Here is a 17,780-nt window from a genome sequence, read left to right as displayed (position 1 = left end):
CGAGTGGGTCCTCACCGGCGCAGGCGGATGTTGAGCCGGGCGGCCTGGCGGGTGAGGTGGTCGCGTTCGGGGCGGCTGGTGGCGGCCCGGGCGGCTTCGCCGTACAGTCTGGCCGCGGTGACCAGGTCGCCGTCACGCTCGTACAGGTAGGCCGCGACCGCCGCATACCGGGGCAGAGCGGGGTCGAGTTCGGCCAGGGCGGCCAGCCCGGCCCGGGGACCGTCGGCCTCGGCGACCGCGACCGCCCGGTTGAGCCGGGCCACCGGGTTGCCGGTCAGGCGCACCAGCTCGTCGTACCACTCGACGATCTGCACCCAGTCGGTCTCCCCGGCCGTAAGGGCGTCGGCGTGCAGGGCGGCGATGGCGGCCTGCGCCTGGTACTCGCCGAGCCGGTCGCGGGCCAGCGCCGCCTGCAGGATGTCGACGCCTTCGGCGATCATGCGGGTGTCCCACCGGCCGCGGTCCTGCTCGGCCAGCGGGACCAGCGCGCCGTCCGGGGTGGTGCGTGCCGCACGGCGGGCATGGTGCAACAGCATGAGCGCGAGCAGGCCCGCGACCTCCTCGTGCTTGGTCAGTACGGCAAGCTGGCGGGTGAGCCGGATCGCCTCGGCGGCCAGGTCGACGTCGCCGGAGTAGCCCTCGTTGAAGACCAGGTACAGCACCCGCAGCACGGTGGCGACCTCGCCCGGCCGGGTGAAGCGCACCCCCGCGACGGTGCGCTTGGCCCGGCTGATGCGCTGGGCCATCGTCGCCTCGGGCACCAGGTAGGCCTCGGCGATCTGCCTGGTGGTCAGGCCGCCGACCGCGCGCAGGGTGAGCGCGACGGCCGAGGCCGGGCTCAGCGACGGGTGCGCGCACAGGAAGTACAGCCGCAGCGTGTCGTCGAAGGCCTGGCCGGGGCCCGGTTCGGGCTCGCTGTCGACGCGCAGCTCCCGCAGCCGCCGGGAGGTCTCGGCGCGGGCGGCGTCGAGGAACTTGCGCCAGGCCACGGTGACCAGCCAGCCCTTGGCGTCGCGCGGCGGCTCCTGCGGCCACCCGCGCACGGCCTCGACCAGGGCGTCCTGGACGGCGTCCTCGGCCGCCGCGAAGTCGGCTCCGCGCCGGACCAGGACGCCGATCACCTCGGGCACCAGCTTCCGCAGCAGTGCCTCGTTCACTCGATCACCGGGAAGTGCTCGGTCATGAAGGGGCGCACCTCGAGCCACTCGTGGATCGGCCGGCCGCCCGCGCCCGGCGCCGCCGACAACTGCGCGGCCAGCTCCAGCGCCCGCTCGTAGGAGTCGACGTCGATCACCATCCAGCCGGCGATCAGGTCCTTGGTCTCGGCGAACGGGCCGTCGGTGAGCGGCGGCCGGCCCTCACCGTCGTATCGGACGAAGGTGCCCTCCGGGGTGAGCCCCTGCGTGTCGACGAACTCGCCGGTGTCCCGCAGGCGGGTGGCGAAGTCGACCATGTACTGCACGTGGGCCGACAGCTCCTCCGGCGTCCACTGCTCCATCGGCACGTCGTTGACCGCCGCCGGGGCGCCCCGGTAGTGCTTCAGCAGCAGGTACTTGGCCATGACGGTGCTCCTTCGCTCCCCGGCCCATTGTGGCCGTGTTCACTCCGGGGACGGAGCGGCGGGCGGGTTCTCGACATCATCGTTCGTGCTTTCGGCGCGTCGCCGCAGCAGTTCCTCGACCGGGCTCGGCAGGGTCGTCTCGAAGTCGATCAGCTTGGCCCAGGTCGGGGTCACCACGATCCGGACCATCCCGTCGCGGTAGAGCGAGCGCACCTCCGCCTCCCACTCCACCCGCTGCTCGGGCGTCATCTGGTAGGTGGTGGTCTGCTGCAGGAACTCCGCGGGGATGCCGTCCACGTGGTCCAGCTCGGCCCGGCCCCGGATGAGCAGGATCTTGGGCGGGTGCGACTCGGTGTCGACGGTCAGGGCGACCATCGGGTTCGCGCGCAGGGCGTGCAGCTTGGGGGCGTTCTTCGGGGTGCACATCACCACCTCGGAGCCGTTCCAGGCGAAGACGATCGGGATGTTGCGCGGGGTGCCGTCCTTGGCGACGTAGGCCAGGCGGGTCAGGTCGCGGGCCAGCAGCTCCTGGCTGAGCGGGCGGTTCAGGACCTCGGCGATCTCGTGCGGTTGCATGGGCCGCTCCTCTCGGTGGATGTCAGGCGGTCAGTTCTGTCGCTCGGCCGGCCCGCCGAGTTGTTGGGCCAGAGCCACCACCAGGCCCTCGGGGCCACGGACGTAGCAGAGCCGGTAGGAGTCCTCGTACTGCGCCACCTCGCCGACCAGCTCGGCCCCGTGGGTGCGCAGCCGGGCGAGGACGTCGTCGATGTCGTCGACCGCGAACATGATCCGCCGGATGCCCAGCGTGTTGGCCGGCGCGTTCTCCGGCACGCCCGCGACCGCCTCGGGCAGGTGGTACTTCGCCAGCTCCACCCTGCCGTGCCCGTCGGGGCAGCGCAGCATCGCCACCTCGACCCGCTGGTCCTCCAGCCCGACCACCCGGGCCGCCCAGGGGCCCTCGATGGGCGCCCTGCCCTCCACCTCCATGCCGATCTCCACGAAGAACGCGATGACCGTGTCGAGGTCTTCTACGACGATGCCGATGTTGTCCATCCGCTGCAGTGCCATGGTGTCTCTCCTGTTCGGTGGGTCTTTGCTGGAGCGGGGACGGAGCCGGACCCGCGTTCTCGACATCCTGACGGCACCGATTTTCGCCCGCGCTTCTCTCCCACCCGGAGAACCTCGGACAAGCGGGTCGCGCCGGATTCAGAGCCCTGTGTCCTGCGGTTCAGCCGGGCTTGGGGCCCTCTGCCCGGAGTTCGGCCAGGACCGCCCGCTCGCGCAACTGGGCCGCCTCGGCCCGGACGGCCTCCAGCTCGGCCCGCAGGTCGGCCACCCGCGCCCGCTCGAGCTGCAGCTCCCCCCGCACCCGGTCCCGCTCCTCGGCCGTGGCCGCGCCGCGCTCCCGCTCGGCCGCCGCCCGCTCCTCGGCCACCGTGGCCCTCGCCTCGGCCGCCGCCCGCTCCTTGCGCGCCTCCTCCACCGCCGCCGACACCTCCCGTTCCCGCCGCGAGGCCTCGTCCCGTGCTTGCTCGGCGCGCTCGCGTTCCCGCTCGGCCACCTGCGCCCGCGCCGCCGCGACCGCCAGCTCGCGCTCGGCCTCGGCCCGCGCCACCCGCGCCGCCTCGGCCTCCTCCCGGGCCCTGCCCAGGCGCTCCTTGGCCTTCCTGACCGCTTCCTCGCTGGCGGCCCGTACCCGTTCGGCCTCCTCCCTCTCCCGCCGCACGGCTTCCTGGGCGTCCTCCCGTGCCCGCCGTACGGTCTCCTCCGCGGCCTCCCGTACGGCTTGCGCCTCCCGTTCGGCGTGGTCCACCTTGGCCTCGGCGGCATCCACCCGCTCGGCCAGCTCCTTGACGGCCTGGTCGCGGGCCTTCTCGGCCGCCTCGGCCCGCCGTACCGCCTCCTGCACCGCCTGTACGGCCTGCCGCTCGGTCGCCGAGGCCTCCCGCAACGCCGCCAGGGCCTGTTCCCTGGCCGTCTCCCCCTCGGCGACGGCCACGTCCCGCTCCTCGTGCGCCCGTTCGACCGCCTCCCGCATGGCCTCCGTCTCGGCCTTGGCCCGCTCGACCGCCTCCCGCGCCAGCCGTACCTGCTCCAGCGCCTGCTCCCGCTCCGTCCGCGCGATCGCCACCCGCGTGTGCGCCTCGGCCTGCACCGCGCTCAGCTTCGCCTCGACCCCGGCGGGACTCAGCTCCTCGGCCAGCGCGTGCGCCAGCGGCTCCAGCACGGCGCTCAGCCCCGCCTCCATGCGGTCGTAGAACTGCTCCGCCCTGGCCAGCGCCCCCTCCAGACCTGGGGTGGCGCGCCTCAGCTCCCGCTCCCGTTTGGCCGCCGCCTGGCAGTCCCCCTCGCGGCAGTAGGCGCGTGGCCGCCCCTTGCCGCCTCGCTGCTCGATCGGGGCTCCGCAGTGCTTACACGGGGTCATCACACCGGCTTCTGCTGTCACGGTCTCACGGTAGCATTTTTTGTTTTCTAGAAAATGGAAATCGAAAAATAAGATCCGTTGCGTCCGAATGACTTGCGAGAATGCAGAATTCCCGCAAGTAACGCTGCGTCGGATAGGGTCGGCCATACTGTGAGCGTGGAGTACGTCTCCAGAGCGCCGCTGCGACTGGTCACTTCGTTGACCTCTCCGTTAGTCGGAGGTGTCATGGGTTTTGGTCACCGTTGTCAGGGTTGAATGGCTGGCGCCTCCCTGCAGGCTGCATCGGCTCGCGTCAGCGCTTCAGGTCCTGGGCTCGGCCATCAGGACGTTTCGGCAGGTCATGGCTCTAATGAAGCGGCACCGGTTGCGATCCGAGCGGACAAGTGATGGTCCTGAGTCGCCTCGCCGTTGTCGCCCACCTGCTGCGCCAGGCGCCCCCGGCACATCCGCTCAGCCGCCGTACGGAGGCTTACAGCGGCCTGCGCCGCCTGCCATCACCGCGTGACAAGTCATGACCACATGGCCTGACACCATGACGACCAACCAGTTGTTGAACTGGGCAGTGGTCATGTGATGTCGTCCCACGGCGGTCGGTTGGTCAGGGGTTGTCATCGCTGGCTGCGTGTCGTGTGCGCTGACCTGTCGCCCTTGCGTGCGGGGGCCCAAGGCGACGCCGCTTGCCAGGTCGGTATCACTGTGAGCTGCCGTAGCGGCGTGATCAACGCTCCTTCGCGCTGGTCAGAGTCCTACGTTGCGCATGGCGTTGTCGCGCCAGCGGTCGACGGCGCGGATGTAGCGGAGCACGACGGGTGAGCTCGGCGCCCAGCGGCCGTGCTTGGCGATGACGGCGACGGGGACGCCGGCGGCGTAGGCGACGGTGGCGCCGCCGGCCCGCAGGCTGTGTGCGGTGACCGTGTGCGCGGAGGGAACTCCGGCGCGGACGGCGAGGTCGCGGACGATGGCGTTGACGGCGTCGGCGCCCAGGCTGGGGCCGATGCCGCTGTGGCGGTTGACGCGGCGCAGCAGCCGCCCTGCGGAGCATTCCGCCTGGTCGAGAGCGTGGAGCCAGTCGCGCCAGGCGGTGACGGGGTCGGTGAGCGGGTGGGTGCCGCGGGGGATGGCGATGGTCTCCCCGCGTGATTCCTTGTCGGTCTTGGAGGTGCGGATGGTGACCTCCAAGCCGTCGGCGGCTTCGCGGACGTCGTCGCGGTTGAGGGCGACGAGTTCGCTGCGTCGGCCCATGAGGGCCAGGCCCAGGACGAGGAGCAGCCGGTCGCGGAGCCCGATCGTGGTGCTCAGGTCGCAGGCCGAGACCATGGCGCGCAGGGCGTCGATGGTGATGGGTGGGGCTTCGCGCTGGGCGCGGCCGCCGCTTTCGGCGCGGCGGCGTTTGTAGGCTCGGAGGGCCAGCCGGGCGGCTTCGGTGGCGGGCTGGCCGGTGTGGCCGGACAGGCGGTGCATGGTGCGCACGGCCGCGAGGGCTTGTTCGATGCTGGCCGGCGCCTGGCCGCGGGCGCACAGGTGGGCGGTGTATTCGGCGAGGGTCTGGCCGGTGGCGGGCAGGCTGTGGCGCTGGTGGCCGGCGCACCAGGCGGTGAAGGCGGCCCACTGGCGGGTGTAGGCGCGTCGGGTGTTGGCCGGCACGCCGTCGGCGATCAGGCGCCGGGTGTCGGCGCTGAGGGCGTAGTCGCGGCCGGTGTGGGCGTGCTCGGCGGCCGGTTGGGTCGCCTGGGCCCACTCCCCCGCCGCCGGTGTCAGGCCGCGCTCGTCCATGTCCGTTTCGTCCCCCTCTTCGGCGCGTGCCGACCATCGCTTTCAACCCGCGATAAGGAAGGTTATCACGGGTCAGGATGAATCATCGCTGCGTTCGCGTTCGCACGTAACAGCTCCGTTCGTACGAAGCGAACGCTAAGATGCGATCGTGAGAGAAGATCGCACGACCCCTCAGGCCAACGCCGTTTCCGGAGCCGTCGTCGCGGAAGCGCCGGACACCGCGAAGGAGGCTGCTCCGGCAGCGCACCAGCCGCCGCAGCCGCCTGCGCTACCATGCGGGGGGCCGGGCTGCGCCAACGACCTGCCTGGCCGCAGCAGCCGCGCGAAATACTGCAGCGACGCCTGCCGGGCCGCCGCCTACCGGGCACGCACCACCGCGCACGCCGCTCCCGTCGCCAACGCCCTGCTGCGGGCGCAGGATCTGCTCACCCCCCTGCTGGCTGCCGGCGAGCGCTGGCAGAGTGCCCAGGACGCCCTGCGTACCCAGCTCGACGCGCTGAGCAACGGAGCGCTGGCCCAGGTGGAGGCGGCCGAACACGCCGCCGACGAAGCCCGCGCCGCCGCCGCGGCCGCCGACCAGCGCGCCACCGCCGCGCTCAACACCGCCGCCACCCGCATCGCCGCCGCCGAACAGGCGCTCCGGCAAGCCGAAACCGAACGCGCCCGGGCGGGAGAACGCGAGCAGGACGCCTGGCGTCAGGTCGGCGAGCACCGCAACGCCCGCGCTCTGGCCGAACAAACGGCCGCCGAAGAGGTAACCCGCCGCCAACACGCCGAGACCGAACGCGACACCGCCCGGCAGCACGCTGCAGCCCTCGGCGAGGCGAACATCGCCGCCACCGCCCGCATCGCCGAACTGGAACAACAGATGGAGCAACGACTTGGCGAGCTGACGGACGTGCGCCAACGGCTGCAAGAGCACGAACACCGCATCCGCGAGACCGAACGGGAACGCGACCAGGCCGTCGGCGCCGTCACCGCCACCGCCCGCGAAGCCGACCGGCTGCGTCTGGACCTAGCTGGCGAACAGCAACGCCGCGAGCAGGCGGCCACCGCGGCAGCCTTGGCCGAGCAGCAACGCGAGCACGCACAAGCCGCCGCCCAAACCCATGCCCAGGACAACGAACGCCTCCGCCTCGCGCTGGAAGAGGAAAGACGGCAACGCGAAGCGGCGTCGAGCGCCGCCGCAGCGGCCGACCATGCCCGGACCAACGCCGAGCACGCCCGCACGGTGGCCGCCGACGAGGCGGATCGGCTGCGCGCCGAGCTCGCCCGGCTCACCACGGCGTAGCCCGGGGCAACTGCGCGGCGCCATGCCGGCGTCGAGGCTGATCACGCGCGAGTCGTACGAGTCGGGTTCAGGCGGCGTCGCAGCCAGGTGCGCGAACAACCCGGCCGACAACTCGATGGCCCTGATCGCGTTCAGCTTGCGGATCTTCGCCAGCACGGTGTTGTCGGCGGCCACCAGGGTGAGCACCCGGGCCACCGTCACAGCATCCAGCCGCGCCGCGATCCGGTGAAACCATGTCCCGCTGCCCCGAGAGCCGCCGGATACACCCTGCTCACGCTCGTGATCGTTGGGGTCGACCGTCGGGAGGCCCACCGTACCCGGGTGGCGTCAACGAACGCGTCACCGGCTCCAACCGCGGATGATCATGACCGATGAGGAGACTGCAATGCCTGCGCGGCCCCAGCGGATCTTCTGGCATGGAGCGCGCGCCGCTAGGCATCGACGACCTGGTCACTCGAGGACGAGATGGTCGTCATCTCCGGCAAACGCGGTGCGACACGGCTGGGGTTCGCGCGCTTGCTGAAGTTCTACACAGCACGGCCGCTTCCCGTGCGGCCGGGCCGAGCTGCCGGACGAGGCCGTCGAGCGTGTCGCCCGCCAGATGAAGTTCCCGCCGGAGATGTCGCTCGTGTGGAGCTGGTGACACGTCCGTCAACGGCACCCCATCGCAGATAAGCACCCTGAGTCACCGCCGCCGGCGCGGGGTGTTTCCCCAGGACGGCCTTTTGCCTCATCGGCGATAGAGGCGAGCGGGCGATCTCCTCCTGACGTTGTGCGAAACCGGGGACGATCCGACAACGGCAAGCCGCAGCGAAGCTACCGCCCCTTGCTGTTGGCCGTCCTGCTCAGTACCGACGACGTGCTCCGCGGTGGAGAAAGAGTCCGATGGCGAACCGTCCGGCTTCGACGCCCTCCTGGACAGCATCATTCGTCAAGCCTCGGAGGATTTGAACTCTTCTCTTCATTCAGGGGTGCCTTGGAGTTGAGTCGCTCAGCGAGGCTGCCTACATCCACCAGCCTGCTGATCCGTTCCACCGTGCTCTCTGCACCCGTCAGCCCACTGAGCTGTTGTGCCAGGCCGCCGACGTTCACTGCCTTGCTGAGCTGCGTATAGACGTCGTCCGACAGGATCGAGTCCTTGAACGTCCCCTCTTGTCCTGCGAGTCTCATTGCGAGAGCAATCGAGTTGACTGTCTGATCTGCCTGAAGGGACGGCGTTCGAGGAAGAAGCGTCCACTCCGTTGCGTCTATGCGGCTTTCGATGATCTTGCTGTAGACATCGGTCTTGACGACGCCGCTCACGAGCACATCCCCGTCGGTCAACACGCCGTTGATTCGAGTGGCGCCGGCGAGGTTAACCGTGAAGGGCCACTCGCGGCTGTCGCTAGAGGGTTGCTCGACAGCAACTTCGGAGGGTTTAGGGGCAACCAGGACGTCGATCGGGCTGAAGTGCTCGTAGTCGAGCACCATGGAGATGGCTTCCTCGGCTACATGCAGTTGAATCGACTGGACCATCAGGGCGAGGTGGGCGGCTTCGGCGTCGCTGCCGAGTTCGCTCTTGTGTAGAAGATCCATAACCAGCGCGTTCAACGTCGGCCACAGAGACAATCGATCTGCGACTCCGGCTGCCTGGGCCTCGCTCAGCAGCTCCGCGTGGAAGGTTCTTTCGGAAGCCGCGAAGTCGCGGTCTGCCGAGATCCAAGCCACCTCTTGGTCTGGATGGTTGGCTGCGTAGTCCAGAACGGTCAGCCAGTTAAGAGTGTCGCGATATCCGTCACCAGTCGCCTCCTTACAAGGCCGAACCCGCTGCACCTGCCGTCTCACGATCTGCAGGTGATCAACCGGCACTGGATCCACGAGCGTGGCGCCGATGGCCTGCAGGCCCTCCATCCGATTCGCGCGTACGACCTGACGTCGTGCGCGAAGGTCGTCTATCGCTTGCTGAAACCCAGACGTGTTCCCCGCCTTACGAGCGATCGACTTTAGGTCCTCGATCAGCTTGTCCTCGGCCCGCTCTGCGTGGCCCACCATCTCCTCAAACGACACCTTCGGGATAAGGATCTGAACGTCCCATGCCTTGTTGCCAAGGGCGAGGATTTTCCACCAGACGTTGTGAAAGGACGTGGCGGTCAAGGCGTTGGCATCGAACATGAGGATCACATCAACGATTGTCCTCCTGCCTCTGGTTACGAGCGACCGTTTCTCCTCAGAGCCACACCACCAACAGAACCTCCGTAGCGCGGCTTGTCATATCTCAGCCCTGGCGACCGCAAAGCCCCCGCACTTGCCGCCGCAGAAGCGATCATGGACTCCGCTCCGGGTTCACGAGGCCAGCGCGACCCCACCCCAGCACGAGCTGCCGGGAAACCAGCATGGAGTCGAGGTCGTCGTCGGTGAGGGGCTGCGCCGGTCAATGGAACCGGTTACCGATGTGGCGGGTCACCGGTCGGCCGTCCTCACGCACCCCCGAGGCGCGGCGGGCTCGAGGCTGATGCGGCCGGCGACGACGGTGAGGAGGCAGCATGGGGCGAGCTCATCCCGCTCGGCGCGCTCCCGGTCGAGCTGCCGCCCAAGGGCACCTCTCCCCCGGCGCGCACCGCCACCGAGCTCGCCGCACTGCTGCGCACCGCCGGCGCGGGCGAGCGGCTGCTGCAGGCGAGGGGCGGCTGGCTGATGTCGGAGCGGCGTGCCTCGCCTGCCACGCAGCAGGCCTACATCCAGGACGTGTCCTGGTGGCTGTGGTGGGTGCAGACCCGCGGGCTGATCATCGCCGACGTCGACTTCCTGGAGACCGACCTGTACGCCGCGGCGATGCGGCACGCCGACTGGGCCAGCGCCACCCGGGCGCGCCGGTTGTCGGCGGTGCGCAGCTGGTACGGCTACCTGATGCGCGCCGAGGCCGCGCAGCGCAACCCGTTCGACGGGATGGAGCTGCCCAAGGTCCGCTCGAAGGTCACCCGGCATCTGACCGGCGGCCAGCTGCTGGCGGCAGCTCCCGCCAGTCTTCGGAGCTTCCTGGCAGACGGTGCACCGCCGTTTCGCCGAATGGAGCAGCGCCCGAGTGTGGGCCAAGCTGTACCGGATCCTGCTGGATGAACTCGGCGCCCGAGGTGAGCTGGACTGGTCTCGGTGTGCGATCGATTCGGTTAGCGTGCGGGCTGCCAAAGGGGGGAGCTGACAGGCCCGAATCCTGTCGATCGCGGCAAGAGTGGGTCGAAGATCCACCTCATCACCGAGCGAACCGGTCTGCCCCTCGCTGTCGCGATCAGCCCCGCCAACACCTACCAGGACCGGCGCGCCGAGCTGAACGCGGTGACCGGCGAGCTGACCCAGGACCTGGGCCGATCGCCGACCGTGGCCGAACTGGCGCAGCGCATGAACATCTCCGAAGAGGACGTCCTGCTGACCATGGACGCCTCAGCGGCCTACCGGACCCTGTCCCTGGACGTTCCCACGGGCATGGACGACGACAGCACGGTGCTGGCCGATCTGATCGCCGCCGACGACAACTCCGTCGACATGGTCATCGACAAACACGCCCTACGCCCCCTGGTGCGCGCCCTGCCCGAGCGAGAGCGGACCATCCTGAAGCTGTGCTTCTTCGACGACCGCACGCAGAAGGAGATCGCCGACGAACTGGGCATCTCACAGATGCACGTCTCCCGCATCCTCAGCAAAACCTTCGCGCACCTGCGCACCGAACTCCTGGCTCCGTGCTGAACCACTGGGCTGGAGGAGAGGCCGGGAACGGACCGCTCTGGAGGACTCCCCTATGTCCGGGGTGCCGGTCGCCGGTGAGCTATTCCGGCTGGGTGGGGATCACCGCGTATCCCAACAGCGTCACGCCGCACCCGGTCAGTTCGTCCAGCGTCTGGCCGTGCTCGCGGCCAGCTTCGGTGGCGACCAGCCCTTGCAGACAGTGCAGCTGGGCGCGGGGGACGAGCCCGAAGTACATGCGGAAGGTCAGACCTCGGGCCCCGGAGTAGCCGCCGTAGGCTCGGCGCGGTTGTGCCCAGCATCCATTGGCGTCGGGGAAGATCTGCCGGGAGTGACCCCACAGGTAGCGTCCACTTCCGGGATTGTGCTCGGGGGTGCTGTCGCGTGAACCCGGATCGGCCCAGCCGAACGGGTAGAGCATCTGCCCGGGCGGGATGGGCTCGGAGAGCTGCCCGGTCGGCTCCAGTTCCATAGTGCCGTCGGCTCCGTAGAAGAGGCTGTAGGCAAAGGAGGTGACCGCCAGGCTGGGGTGGGCAGCCACACGGGTTGACCGGACCGGCGCCTGCGTGACCGGGTCCGACGGTCCCGGGCACGCCTCCGCCTCCGATCCGGCGGCCGCGGGAACAACGGCCTTGACCAGTGCGGTCGAACCGATGACGACCGCCAGCCCAGCGGCCAGCGCGATCTTGTGGCTTCTCTGTAGCACCGGCCGGGAACGTCCGCCATCATCTCCGCCGCCGACGCCCGTGCCGGCTCCGCTGGAACTGCCGCCGAATGCGGCGACCATGGCGAGCACCAGGCTGCCACCCGCGGCGATCCAGCTCATCTTCTCCAGACCGACCACCCAGGTGACGCCGGCCAGTCCGAAACCCGTGAGCACCACGGCCACGATCGCCCAGCCTCGCCCAACACTGCTGTCTGCCATACCGCGACGCTCCTCACACCGCCGCGAGGGGAGCACGTGCGACGGTCCGCTCGCAGCAGTCGCGTTCACAGGATCGCGAACGGTTACGCGACCCATACCTGTACGGCAGCCCGCCTGTTAGGCAGCCGCCTTCTACCCACGGTCACGCAATCAAACTGGGGAGGCTAAACAAGCAGATCAAACTCTGGATCGCGTTGCTACGCATGAGCCGGACGACACCGCGGCACCGGATACGCCGCCGTAGCGGAACACTCGAGGGATCACCTATCGCCCAACACCGTCCACGTAGGTCGCCGTACCCTGGTGGGCATCAAGTCACGGGTCGCGCAGCGGACCTTCGTCACGGTTTCGTCAGTGCACGGGAGCTTCTTCGGCCGCTGAGGTGACATGGAGCCTCGAGAACAATCTGGGCGATCATCAGGAGGCGGCTCCGGGAGCAGCGTGGGCAACGTGACTACCCATCCCTTCTCGCGGCGAAGCGGCGGCGTCCTTCCTCGCGTCTCTGTTGGACCGCGCCATCCACCGTTCGGTGGATCAGACGATCAGCCACATCCACGGTCAACGGTAGCTGCCGGGACGATCCGCCGCCCGGGGCCGCGCGGCGAGGTTTGTGCCATGGCAGTCATCGAAGCCGCAGGCCCGGCGAAGAGGCACGGGAACGCCCCGGTCAAAGCCGGAAAGCTCTTCGGCGCCCACGGCCGGAACGGCGCTGAGCTGCGCCGGCAGCGTCCCGGGTCTGTCTCGATGAGCGCCATGCCTGAACACATCGATCTCGAAAGGCAGCAGAACATGCTCCGCGGACTCACCACATCGCAGCTCACGGAAGCGAATGCCCCCATCACCCCGGCTTCGCCGCTGGCGCGGGGGCTTCACCTCAGTACCGGACCGACGCTACAGGGTGGCAGGCATGAACAACGGGGACCATCGATGACGGGCCGCATCGTCTCCGGCACATGCCTCGGCCAGGCCCTTCACCCCTGCGGTGACGGAGCCCGCTGGGGTATCGGCCGATCGGACATGTCAGCAGTGACGGCTGAGGCCTACCGGTTGGTCACCCACCAGATCACGAAGGTGACCAGGCTGCTTCCCAGGGCAGCGGCGAGGCCGCGGACCCCGGCGTACAGTGCGGCGTCGGCGAGTCGACGCGCGCGACGGCGAGTCTTGAGCGGCTGGCGATCGTTGTCTCGGGTCATGAGACCAGCCTGCCGATCCGCCGTGTCCGATCGGTCCGATCGGACACGGCAAACGTCGGACACCTTGTCGGACCGTTCCGGGGTATCGTTTCGGCCAGGAAATCCGATGTGATGGGACTCCCTTGATCGACCTTATGCCGGGGTTGCGCCGGGCACTTCTCGATCTCTTGGCTGACGTCGGAGCGAGTCCGCGGCAGATCAGTCAACGAGCTGAGGACCTGGGCTACACCGTGGGTCACACGTGGATCTCGGACCTCAATCGCGGGCGCCGGCTGCAGCAGGCGAAGGTCGAAGCGTTTCTCATCGGTCTCAAGGCCGTCTACGACGAATCGGCCTCTACGCGGGGGAACCCGATCGATGAGGACCGCTTCAACTTCGACAGACTGGTGGGCCGGTTCCCGGACGAGGCGGCACAGCTCGGGGGCGCGGCGCGGGAAGTGATCGGTCGCCGGGCCGTTCCGAAACGGTTTGCCGCCCTCCTGCAAGACATCGCCCCGCCCCGGCTGAAGGACCGTGGTCAGGAGATCGGTTCGCTGACCCGCTTCAGTACTGGCGCGCAAGGCTACCTGTGGTGGAAGGCGCCACCCTGGGCGGGTAAGACAGCGCTCAGTTCCTGGTTCGTTCTGCACCCGCCGGCCGGGACCCGGATCGTCTTCTTCATTTCGAGCACCTATCCCGCGCGCCGGGTGGACAGCGGGGATTTCATCCTGGCGATGGCGGAACAGCTGGCCGTACTCACGGGTGCACGACTTCCGACTGGTCTGAGCTTCGACGCCCTGGACCAGGAATTTCGACGCCTGTTGCAGGAGGCGGCAGCACAGCTGGGGAACGGTAATGAGCACCTCGTGATTGTCGTGGACGGCTTGGACGAGGATTCAGCGGCGCAGCCGGGAAGCGGCAGACCAAGCATCGCGTCGCTGTTGCCGGCACGTCCCCCGGCCAACGTTCACGTCGTGGTGACCAGCCGCGATCTACCGGCGTTGCCGACCGACGTCGCGCCCGATCACCCACTGCGCACCGCGCCGTCCCGACATCTGAGCCCATGGCCGCACGCCGCCGCGATCCGGGCCCGCGCCGAACACGAGGTCCTCGATCATCTCTCGACAGCCGACACCGACGTGGCGGGAGTAGTCGGCTTCATGGTGGCCGCCGGTGGCGGACTGTCGGCGTCGGATCTGGCCGTTCTCCTCGATCGTACCGAGGCGGATCTCAAGATCCTGCTGCGACGACGGTTCGCGCGGGTCCTGGCCGAACTGCCGATGAACCTGGCGTCGGGAACAGTACAGACCTACGCCTTCGCCCACCCCGAGCTGCATGTCGTCGCCAGAGAGACCCTAGGCAGTGACGTGACCCGCTTCGCCGAACAGATCGAAGCCTGGGCCGAACGCACCCAGGATCAGGGATGGCCCGAAACGACCTCGCCCTACCTGCTGCGACCCTACAGCCGGATGCTCGCGGCAAGCCACCGGGCCGAGCGGATGACAGCCCTGGCCACCGACATCAGGCGACACGACCGGATGCTGCTGGTCACCGGCGCTGACCGCGATGGCATCGCTGAGATCGAGGAAGCTCGAAACGTTTACCGGGCGGACCCGGAGGTCGGTCTGGCGACACTGGCTGCTCTCGCCCTCTGTCGCACCCGCCTGCGGAACCGGAATAACAACCTGCCCGTCGCGCTGCCCTCGGTCCTGGCGCATCTGGGCAGGATCACTCAGGCGGAGGCAGCGGCGCTCACGATGCAGAAACCCGGTGCACGGGCCGCCGCACTGGCCGACCTGGCCGATGTCCTCACAGCGTCCAGCGTGGAGGACGCTGGCCGCGTGGCCCGCGTCGCGGAGCGCGAACTGGCAGCAGAGACCTGGCCCAGGCGCGACCGGACGACGACGGGACGGCTGATCACGGTGTTCGTCCGCCTCGGGATGTTCGGTGATGCCCGTCGCGTGATCGATGCCCCCGGCTTCGGCTTCGACTTCGAGCGCGTCGAGCAGCTCTGCCGTCTCGCGGTCTGCGCACGGAACCATGACCCCGAACTGTCCCGGCAGCTCATGAACGAGGTGTCGGAGACGCTCCGCGACCGGTTGCCGGACGGAGTTTGGGCGGTGCGCATGCTGACTGCAGCCGCCTCGGCAGCGCTTCCGGGGGACGGTCCGCAAGTGAGCCGGCTGCTGAGGAAGGCGACCGCCATCGCCAATGAGCTTCCGGACTCGAAATATCATCACGGCGGATTCCACGGTACGCCGTCTTACTCGTATCCCCGGCGCAACGCACGCGAGTACATCGCTCGAGCATGGCTGTCGATCGGGAACTACGGTGAAGCCGAGCGGGTGATCGACGAACTGGACGCTGCCGAATCTTGGCAGAGCCATTTCAGTGAGCTGATCAACACGGTGGCCCGCAACGACAGCGCATTGGCGCGTGAAATCTTGGAACGTACGTGGCGGACCGCGCAGGAAAAACGCCCGGACTCGTGCCTCCCGACTTTTGTGCGGCTCATGATCCATCTCGGTGACGCAGTGCAGGCCGCGCGGACTGCTAAAGCCATTGATGCCATGTACCTCGCGAAGTCCGCGCGACATACATGGCTGCTGCTCGACCTCGCCGAGGCGGTTGTGATGTTCGACCACGACCATGCTCGCCGGCTCATACAGGAGGTCGAGGAGTCGATATCTGCTCCGACGAGGTCCGAGCTCGGACTGCTCCCCTACGATTTCGGCAGTACGCCGCGGCCTTCGGCTTATGACGCGTCGCTACAACGGCTGAGTGTCCTATGGTGGCAGGTAGGAGACACCGATCGTGCCCTGGACACGGCCCTCGGGGTTTCGAAACCGGCCTGGGCTATCGTGCCGCTCTCCCGAATCGGTGAGGCGGGATGCGACGCCGGTGATCGATCGACCGCTGAGCGGGTCGCCGCCGCGCTCATCGACATTCTCGGCCATCAAGGTGACCACGATGTCGGTTCATGGATGTTGGACTCATGGATGTCCGACTCCGACTGGGCACACCTGACCAGAGAGACCTTCGGATTCCTCGGCAAGCTGGTCGACACGGAACTGGTCGACACCGGCCGCCGATTGGCCAACGCAGTCACCCACATTGAAACTCGCGCGGAGGCCCTGCTCACCATGGCCCGCTCGCTCGCCAGTAGCGATACAAGCCTCGGGTTGGAGCTGGCCGCTCAGGCCGCGACGCTGTCACGATCGCTTACCGACCCGGAGTGGACCATGTGGATTCCGGCACGGATTGCCGCCGAGTTCGCTCACCTGGGTCGATTCGAGACGGCTGGGATGCTGGCCTCCACCGTGGCAGACGAGAGTCAACGAGCCGCCGCGCTCCTGGACGTCGCCAATGCTCTGCACGCGGCTGGCCGCGCCTCAGACGCGTCGGCGATTCTCGATGAGGTCGTCCACGGTCCGGAGCCGACGAGGTCACTCCGCGAGGTGTATGTCGTTCGCCGGTTGGGGGTTGCCCTGGCCCGTGCCGGAAGGTTCGATGAGGCGATTAAGACGACGACTCTTCTGCACCACGGCAGCGGAATCGCGCAGATACGAAGCGAAATCTTTGCCGAGGTTGCTCGAGCCGCGGCCGAGTTCGGCAACCTTGACCGGGCCTGGCTGACTGCACACGATCTCGTCGGCACCGTCGAGGCGCCGGTTCTAGCAATCCTCGATGTCTGCCTGCGCCGCGGCACCACACCACCGCAGGGTTGGTTGGGCGCGCTGGGCCCGCACGCCCACCGTCGGTCCGTCATCCAGCGACTGATCTCGGGGCTCGTCGAACGACGAGATGTCCGAGATGCCGAAGAGGTGACTCTTGCGCTGACCGGTCTGGCCCAGGCCTTCGCCATGGGCGCTCTGGCCCATAGCCTTGCCCACATCGATCCCGCCCAAGCCCGTGCGTGGCTGGAACGGGCCATCGCCGCTGCGGCCGCTGTTCGGAGCAACTGGCACCGTATCGATCTGTTACGAGCGTTGCTGACGGCTTCGACGGCGCTGCCTGGATCGCCAGTCGAATCACTGAAGCTTGAAATGGCCGAGGCGATCAGTGCGCTGCCAACTCCGTGGCAACGATGGCGCCAGACGTCGGCATCTGTAACGGCCCTCGCGGGTTGCAGGGAGTTCGGCGAGGCGGAGCGTGCGGTGCAGCTACTACCCGATCGGCTCCACCGCTTCGATGCCCTATCCCGGCTCGCGACGCATTCGGCAGTGCCGGCGGCGGTCCGCTCGAAACTCTTCGACGCTACCGATACACCCGGCGCACCGCCGGACGATTCACAAGGCTTGCTGCGCCTCGGGCGGGTATCTATGGAAGACGCGTCATTTGCGCGGTTCGCGCTCGCACTTGCAGCCGACGGCGACTTCCACCGCGCTCGAACGGCTGTACGCCGTATCGGGGACCCGGGCGATCGGGCCACCGGACTGATCCGCGTCGCCAAAGTATTCGCCGGATCCCGGCCCGACCGCGCGCTCAACCTGGCCAGAGAAGCCGCTGCCCTGGCGCTGGATAAAGACTGGGCTACGCATTCGGTGATCACCGAACTCCTCTCGGACGGCGGCCCAGTGAGCGCCCTCGAGAAGTTCACCCGAAGCCTGTTTGCCGACCTACTAGCGGGCGACAAGTGGAGCGACTATCTCACAGCACTTCGCATGGTCGATGCGGCGGCACTCGACCGATTCCAGGCGACCGCTTGCACCGTCTACCTCGCCTCGGCAGCACCATCAGAAGGAACCAACCGCGGGTCTACTGGTCCGCCTCTCCGTCCGGCCGGGCGCATAACGCTCTAGTTTCACCGGTTGCCCCTGCCCAACCACAGACGGTTTGTCTCTCACTCTGCTCCTTCGAGCAGCCAGACCACTTCGCAGACCCGGGTGCTGACCAGCCAGAGGACAAACTCGTCG

At 68.5% G+C, this 17,780-nt stretch carries 14 protein-coding genes and 1 pseudogene; 6 read left to right on the top strand and 9 right to left on the bottom strand.

Translation table 11 applies throughout. The annotated features are described in order from the left end of the window. Window positions 1-11: 11 nt before the first annotated feature. From AB0I67_RS16770 to AB0I67_RS16745, 6 genes are all read right to left on the bottom strand, one after another. Window positions 12-1,157 (bottom strand): DUF6596 domain-containing protein, encoded by a 1,146-nt coding sequence (locus AB0I67_RS16770; RefSeq protein ID WP_357923920.1) that lies wholly within the window; start codon window positions 1,155-1,157, stop codon window positions 12-14. Then, window positions 1,154-1,561: a YciI family protein gene (locus AB0I67_RS16765; RefSeq protein ID WP_357923919.1), complete on the bottom strand. Its 408-nt coding sequence runs from the start codon at window positions 1,559-1,561 to the stop codon at window positions 1,154-1,156. The genes AB0I67_RS16770 and AB0I67_RS16765 overlap by 4 nt, the downstream gene beginning before the upstream one ends. A 39-nt stretch (window positions 1,562-1,600) precedes the next feature. Further along, a complete protein-coding gene (locus AB0I67_RS16760; RefSeq protein WP_357923917.1) occupies window positions 1,601-2,137 on the bottom strand; it encodes a pyridoxamine 5'-phosphate oxidase family protein in 537 nt (178 codons plus the stop codon). A gap of 30 nt (window positions 2,138-2,167) precedes the next feature. Continuing rightward, complete coding sequence (locus tag AB0I67_RS16755; protein WP_357923915.1) at window positions 2,168-2,629, bottom strand: VOC family protein; 462 nt, start codon at window positions 2,627-2,629, stop codon at window positions 2,168-2,170. Window positions 2,630-2,789: 160 nt separating this feature from the next. Beyond that, a complete protein-coding gene (locus tag AB0I67_RS16750; protein WP_357923913.1) occupies window positions 2,790-3,986 on the bottom strand; it encodes a hypothetical protein in 1,197 nt (398 codons plus the stop codon). A 738-nt stretch (window positions 3,987-4,724) separates the two neighbouring features. Then, window positions 4,725-5,759: a tyrosine-type recombinase/integrase gene (locus AB0I67_RS16745; RefSeq protein ID WP_357923911.1), complete on the bottom strand. Its 1,035-nt coding sequence runs from the start codon at window positions 5,757-5,759 to the stop codon at window positions 4,725-4,727. A gap of 148 nt (window positions 5,760-5,907) precedes the next feature. Here AB0I67_RS16745 and AB0I67_RS16740 point away from each other — a divergent pair, with 148 nt between their 5' ends. Together AB0I67_RS16740 and AB0I67_RS16735 are read left to right on the top strand one after the other, a co-directional pair. Next, complete coding sequence (locus AB0I67_RS16740; protein WP_357923910.1) at window positions 5,908-7,050, top strand: hypothetical protein; 1,143 nt, start codon at window positions 5,908-5,910, stop codon at window positions 7,048-7,050. A gap of 22 nt (window positions 7,051-7,072) precedes the next feature. Next, window positions 7,073-7,279: a hypothetical protein gene (locus AB0I67_RS16735; RefSeq protein ID WP_357923908.1), complete on the top strand. Its 207-nt coding sequence runs from the start codon at window positions 7,073-7,075 to the stop codon at window positions 7,277-7,279. A gap of 695 nt (window positions 7,280-7,974) precedes the next feature. Here AB0I67_RS16735 and AB0I67_RS16730 read toward each other — a convergent pair. Continuing rightward, window positions 7,975-9,201, bottom strand: a complete 1,227-nt coding sequence (locus tag AB0I67_RS16730; protein WP_357924087.1) for a PIN domain-containing protein — start codon at window positions 9,199-9,201, stop codon at window positions 7,975-7,977. 522 nt (window positions 9,202-9,723) lie between these two features. Between AB0I67_RS16730 and AB0I67_RS16725 the strand changes: the two genes are divergently transcribed. From AB0I67_RS16725 to AB0I67_RS16715, 3 genes and pseudogenes are all read left to right on the top strand, one after another. After that, window positions 9,724-10,146 carry a site-specific integrase gene (locus tag AB0I67_RS16725; protein WP_357923906.1) on the top strand — a complete coding sequence of 141 codons (423 nt, stop codon included), beginning with the start codon at window positions 9,724-9,726 and terminating at the stop codon, window positions 10,144-10,146. After that, a pseudogene (locus AB0I67_RS16720) lies at window positions 10,034-10,335 on the top strand (IS5/IS1182 family transposase); the annotation flags it as partial. The gene AB0I67_RS16725 and the pseudogene AB0I67_RS16720, both read left to right, overlap by 113 nt. After that, entirely contained in the window at window positions 10,315-10,770 is a 456-nt protein-coding gene (locus tag AB0I67_RS16715; protein ID WP_357924085.1) for a sigma-70 family RNA polymerase sigma factor, read from the top strand. The pseudogene AB0I67_RS16720 and the gene AB0I67_RS16715, both read left to right, overlap by 21 nt. Window positions 10,771-10,849: 79 nt before the next feature. On the opposite strand, the gene AB0I67_RS16710 is transcribed toward AB0I67_RS16715, so the two are convergent. Beyond that, window positions 10,850-11,692, bottom strand: coding sequence for a hypothetical protein (locus AB0I67_RS16710; protein WP_357923904.1), 843 nt, complete (start codon window positions 11,690-11,692; stop codon window positions 10,850-10,852). Window positions 11,693-12,732: 1,040 nt separating this feature from the next. Next, a complete protein-coding gene (locus AB0I67_RS16705; RefSeq protein ID WP_357923903.1) occupies window positions 12,733-12,885 on the bottom strand; it encodes a hypothetical protein in 153 nt (50 codons plus the stop codon). Window positions 12,886-13,007: 122 nt separating this feature from the next. Between AB0I67_RS16705 and AB0I67_RS16700 the strand changes: the two genes are divergently transcribed. Then, window positions 13,008-17,666, top strand: a complete 4,659-nt coding sequence (locus AB0I67_RS16700) for a hypothetical protein (protein ID WP_357923901.1) — start codon at window positions 13,008-13,010, stop codon at window positions 17,664-17,666. The last annotated feature ends 114 nt before the right edge of the window (window positions 17,667-17,780 follow it).

It is taken from the genome of Nonomuraea sp. NPDC050310, assembly GCF_040655795.1.
Classification (GTDB): domain Bacteria; phylum Actinomycetota; class Actinomycetes; order Streptosporangiales; family Streptosporangiaceae; genus Nonomuraea.
The sequence above is the reverse complement of the archived record's forward strand: the minus strand, read 5'-3'. Positions and strand labels throughout refer to the sequence as shown.

Coding starts and splice junctions, on each gene's coding strand:
- AB0I67_RS16755 (WP_357923915.1), bottom strand. CDS start 2,629: ATGGCACTGCAGCGGATGGACAACATCGGCATCGTCGTAGAAGACCTC.
- AB0I67_RS16705 (WP_357923903.1), bottom strand. CDS start 12,885: ATGACCCGAGACAACGATCGCCAGCCGCTCAAGACTCGCCGTCGCGCG.
- AB0I67_RS16735 (WP_357923908.1), top strand. CDS start 7,073: ATGCCGGCGTCGAGGCTGATCACGCGCGAGTCGTACGAGTCGGGTTCA.
- AB0I67_RS16750 (WP_357923913.1), bottom strand. CDS start 3,986: ATGACCCCGTGTAAGCACTGCGGAGCCCCGATCGAGCAGCGAGGCGGC.
- AB0I67_RS16725 (WP_357923906.1), top strand. CDS start 9,724: ATGTCGGAGCGGCGTGCCTCGCCTGCCACGCAGCAGGCCTACATCCAG.
- AB0I67_RS16760 (WP_357923917.1), bottom strand. CDS start 2,137: ATGCAACCGCACGAGATCGCCGAGGTCCTGAACCGCCCGCTCAGCCAG.
- AB0I67_RS16745 (WP_357923911.1), bottom strand. CDS start 5,759: ATGGACGAGCGCGGCCTGACACCGGCGGCGGGGGAGTGGGCCCAGGCG.
- AB0I67_RS16765 (WP_357923919.1), bottom strand. CDS start 1,561: ATGGCCAAGTACCTGCTGCTGAAGCACTACCGGGGCGCCCCGGCGGCG.
- AB0I67_RS16710 (WP_357923904.1), bottom strand. CDS start 11,692: ATGGCAGACAGCAGTGTTGGGCGAGGCTGGGCGATCGTGGCCGTGGTG.
- AB0I67_RS16730 (WP_357924087.1), bottom strand. CDS start 9,201: ATGTTCGATGCCAACGCCTTGACCGCCACGTCCTTTCACAACGTCTGG.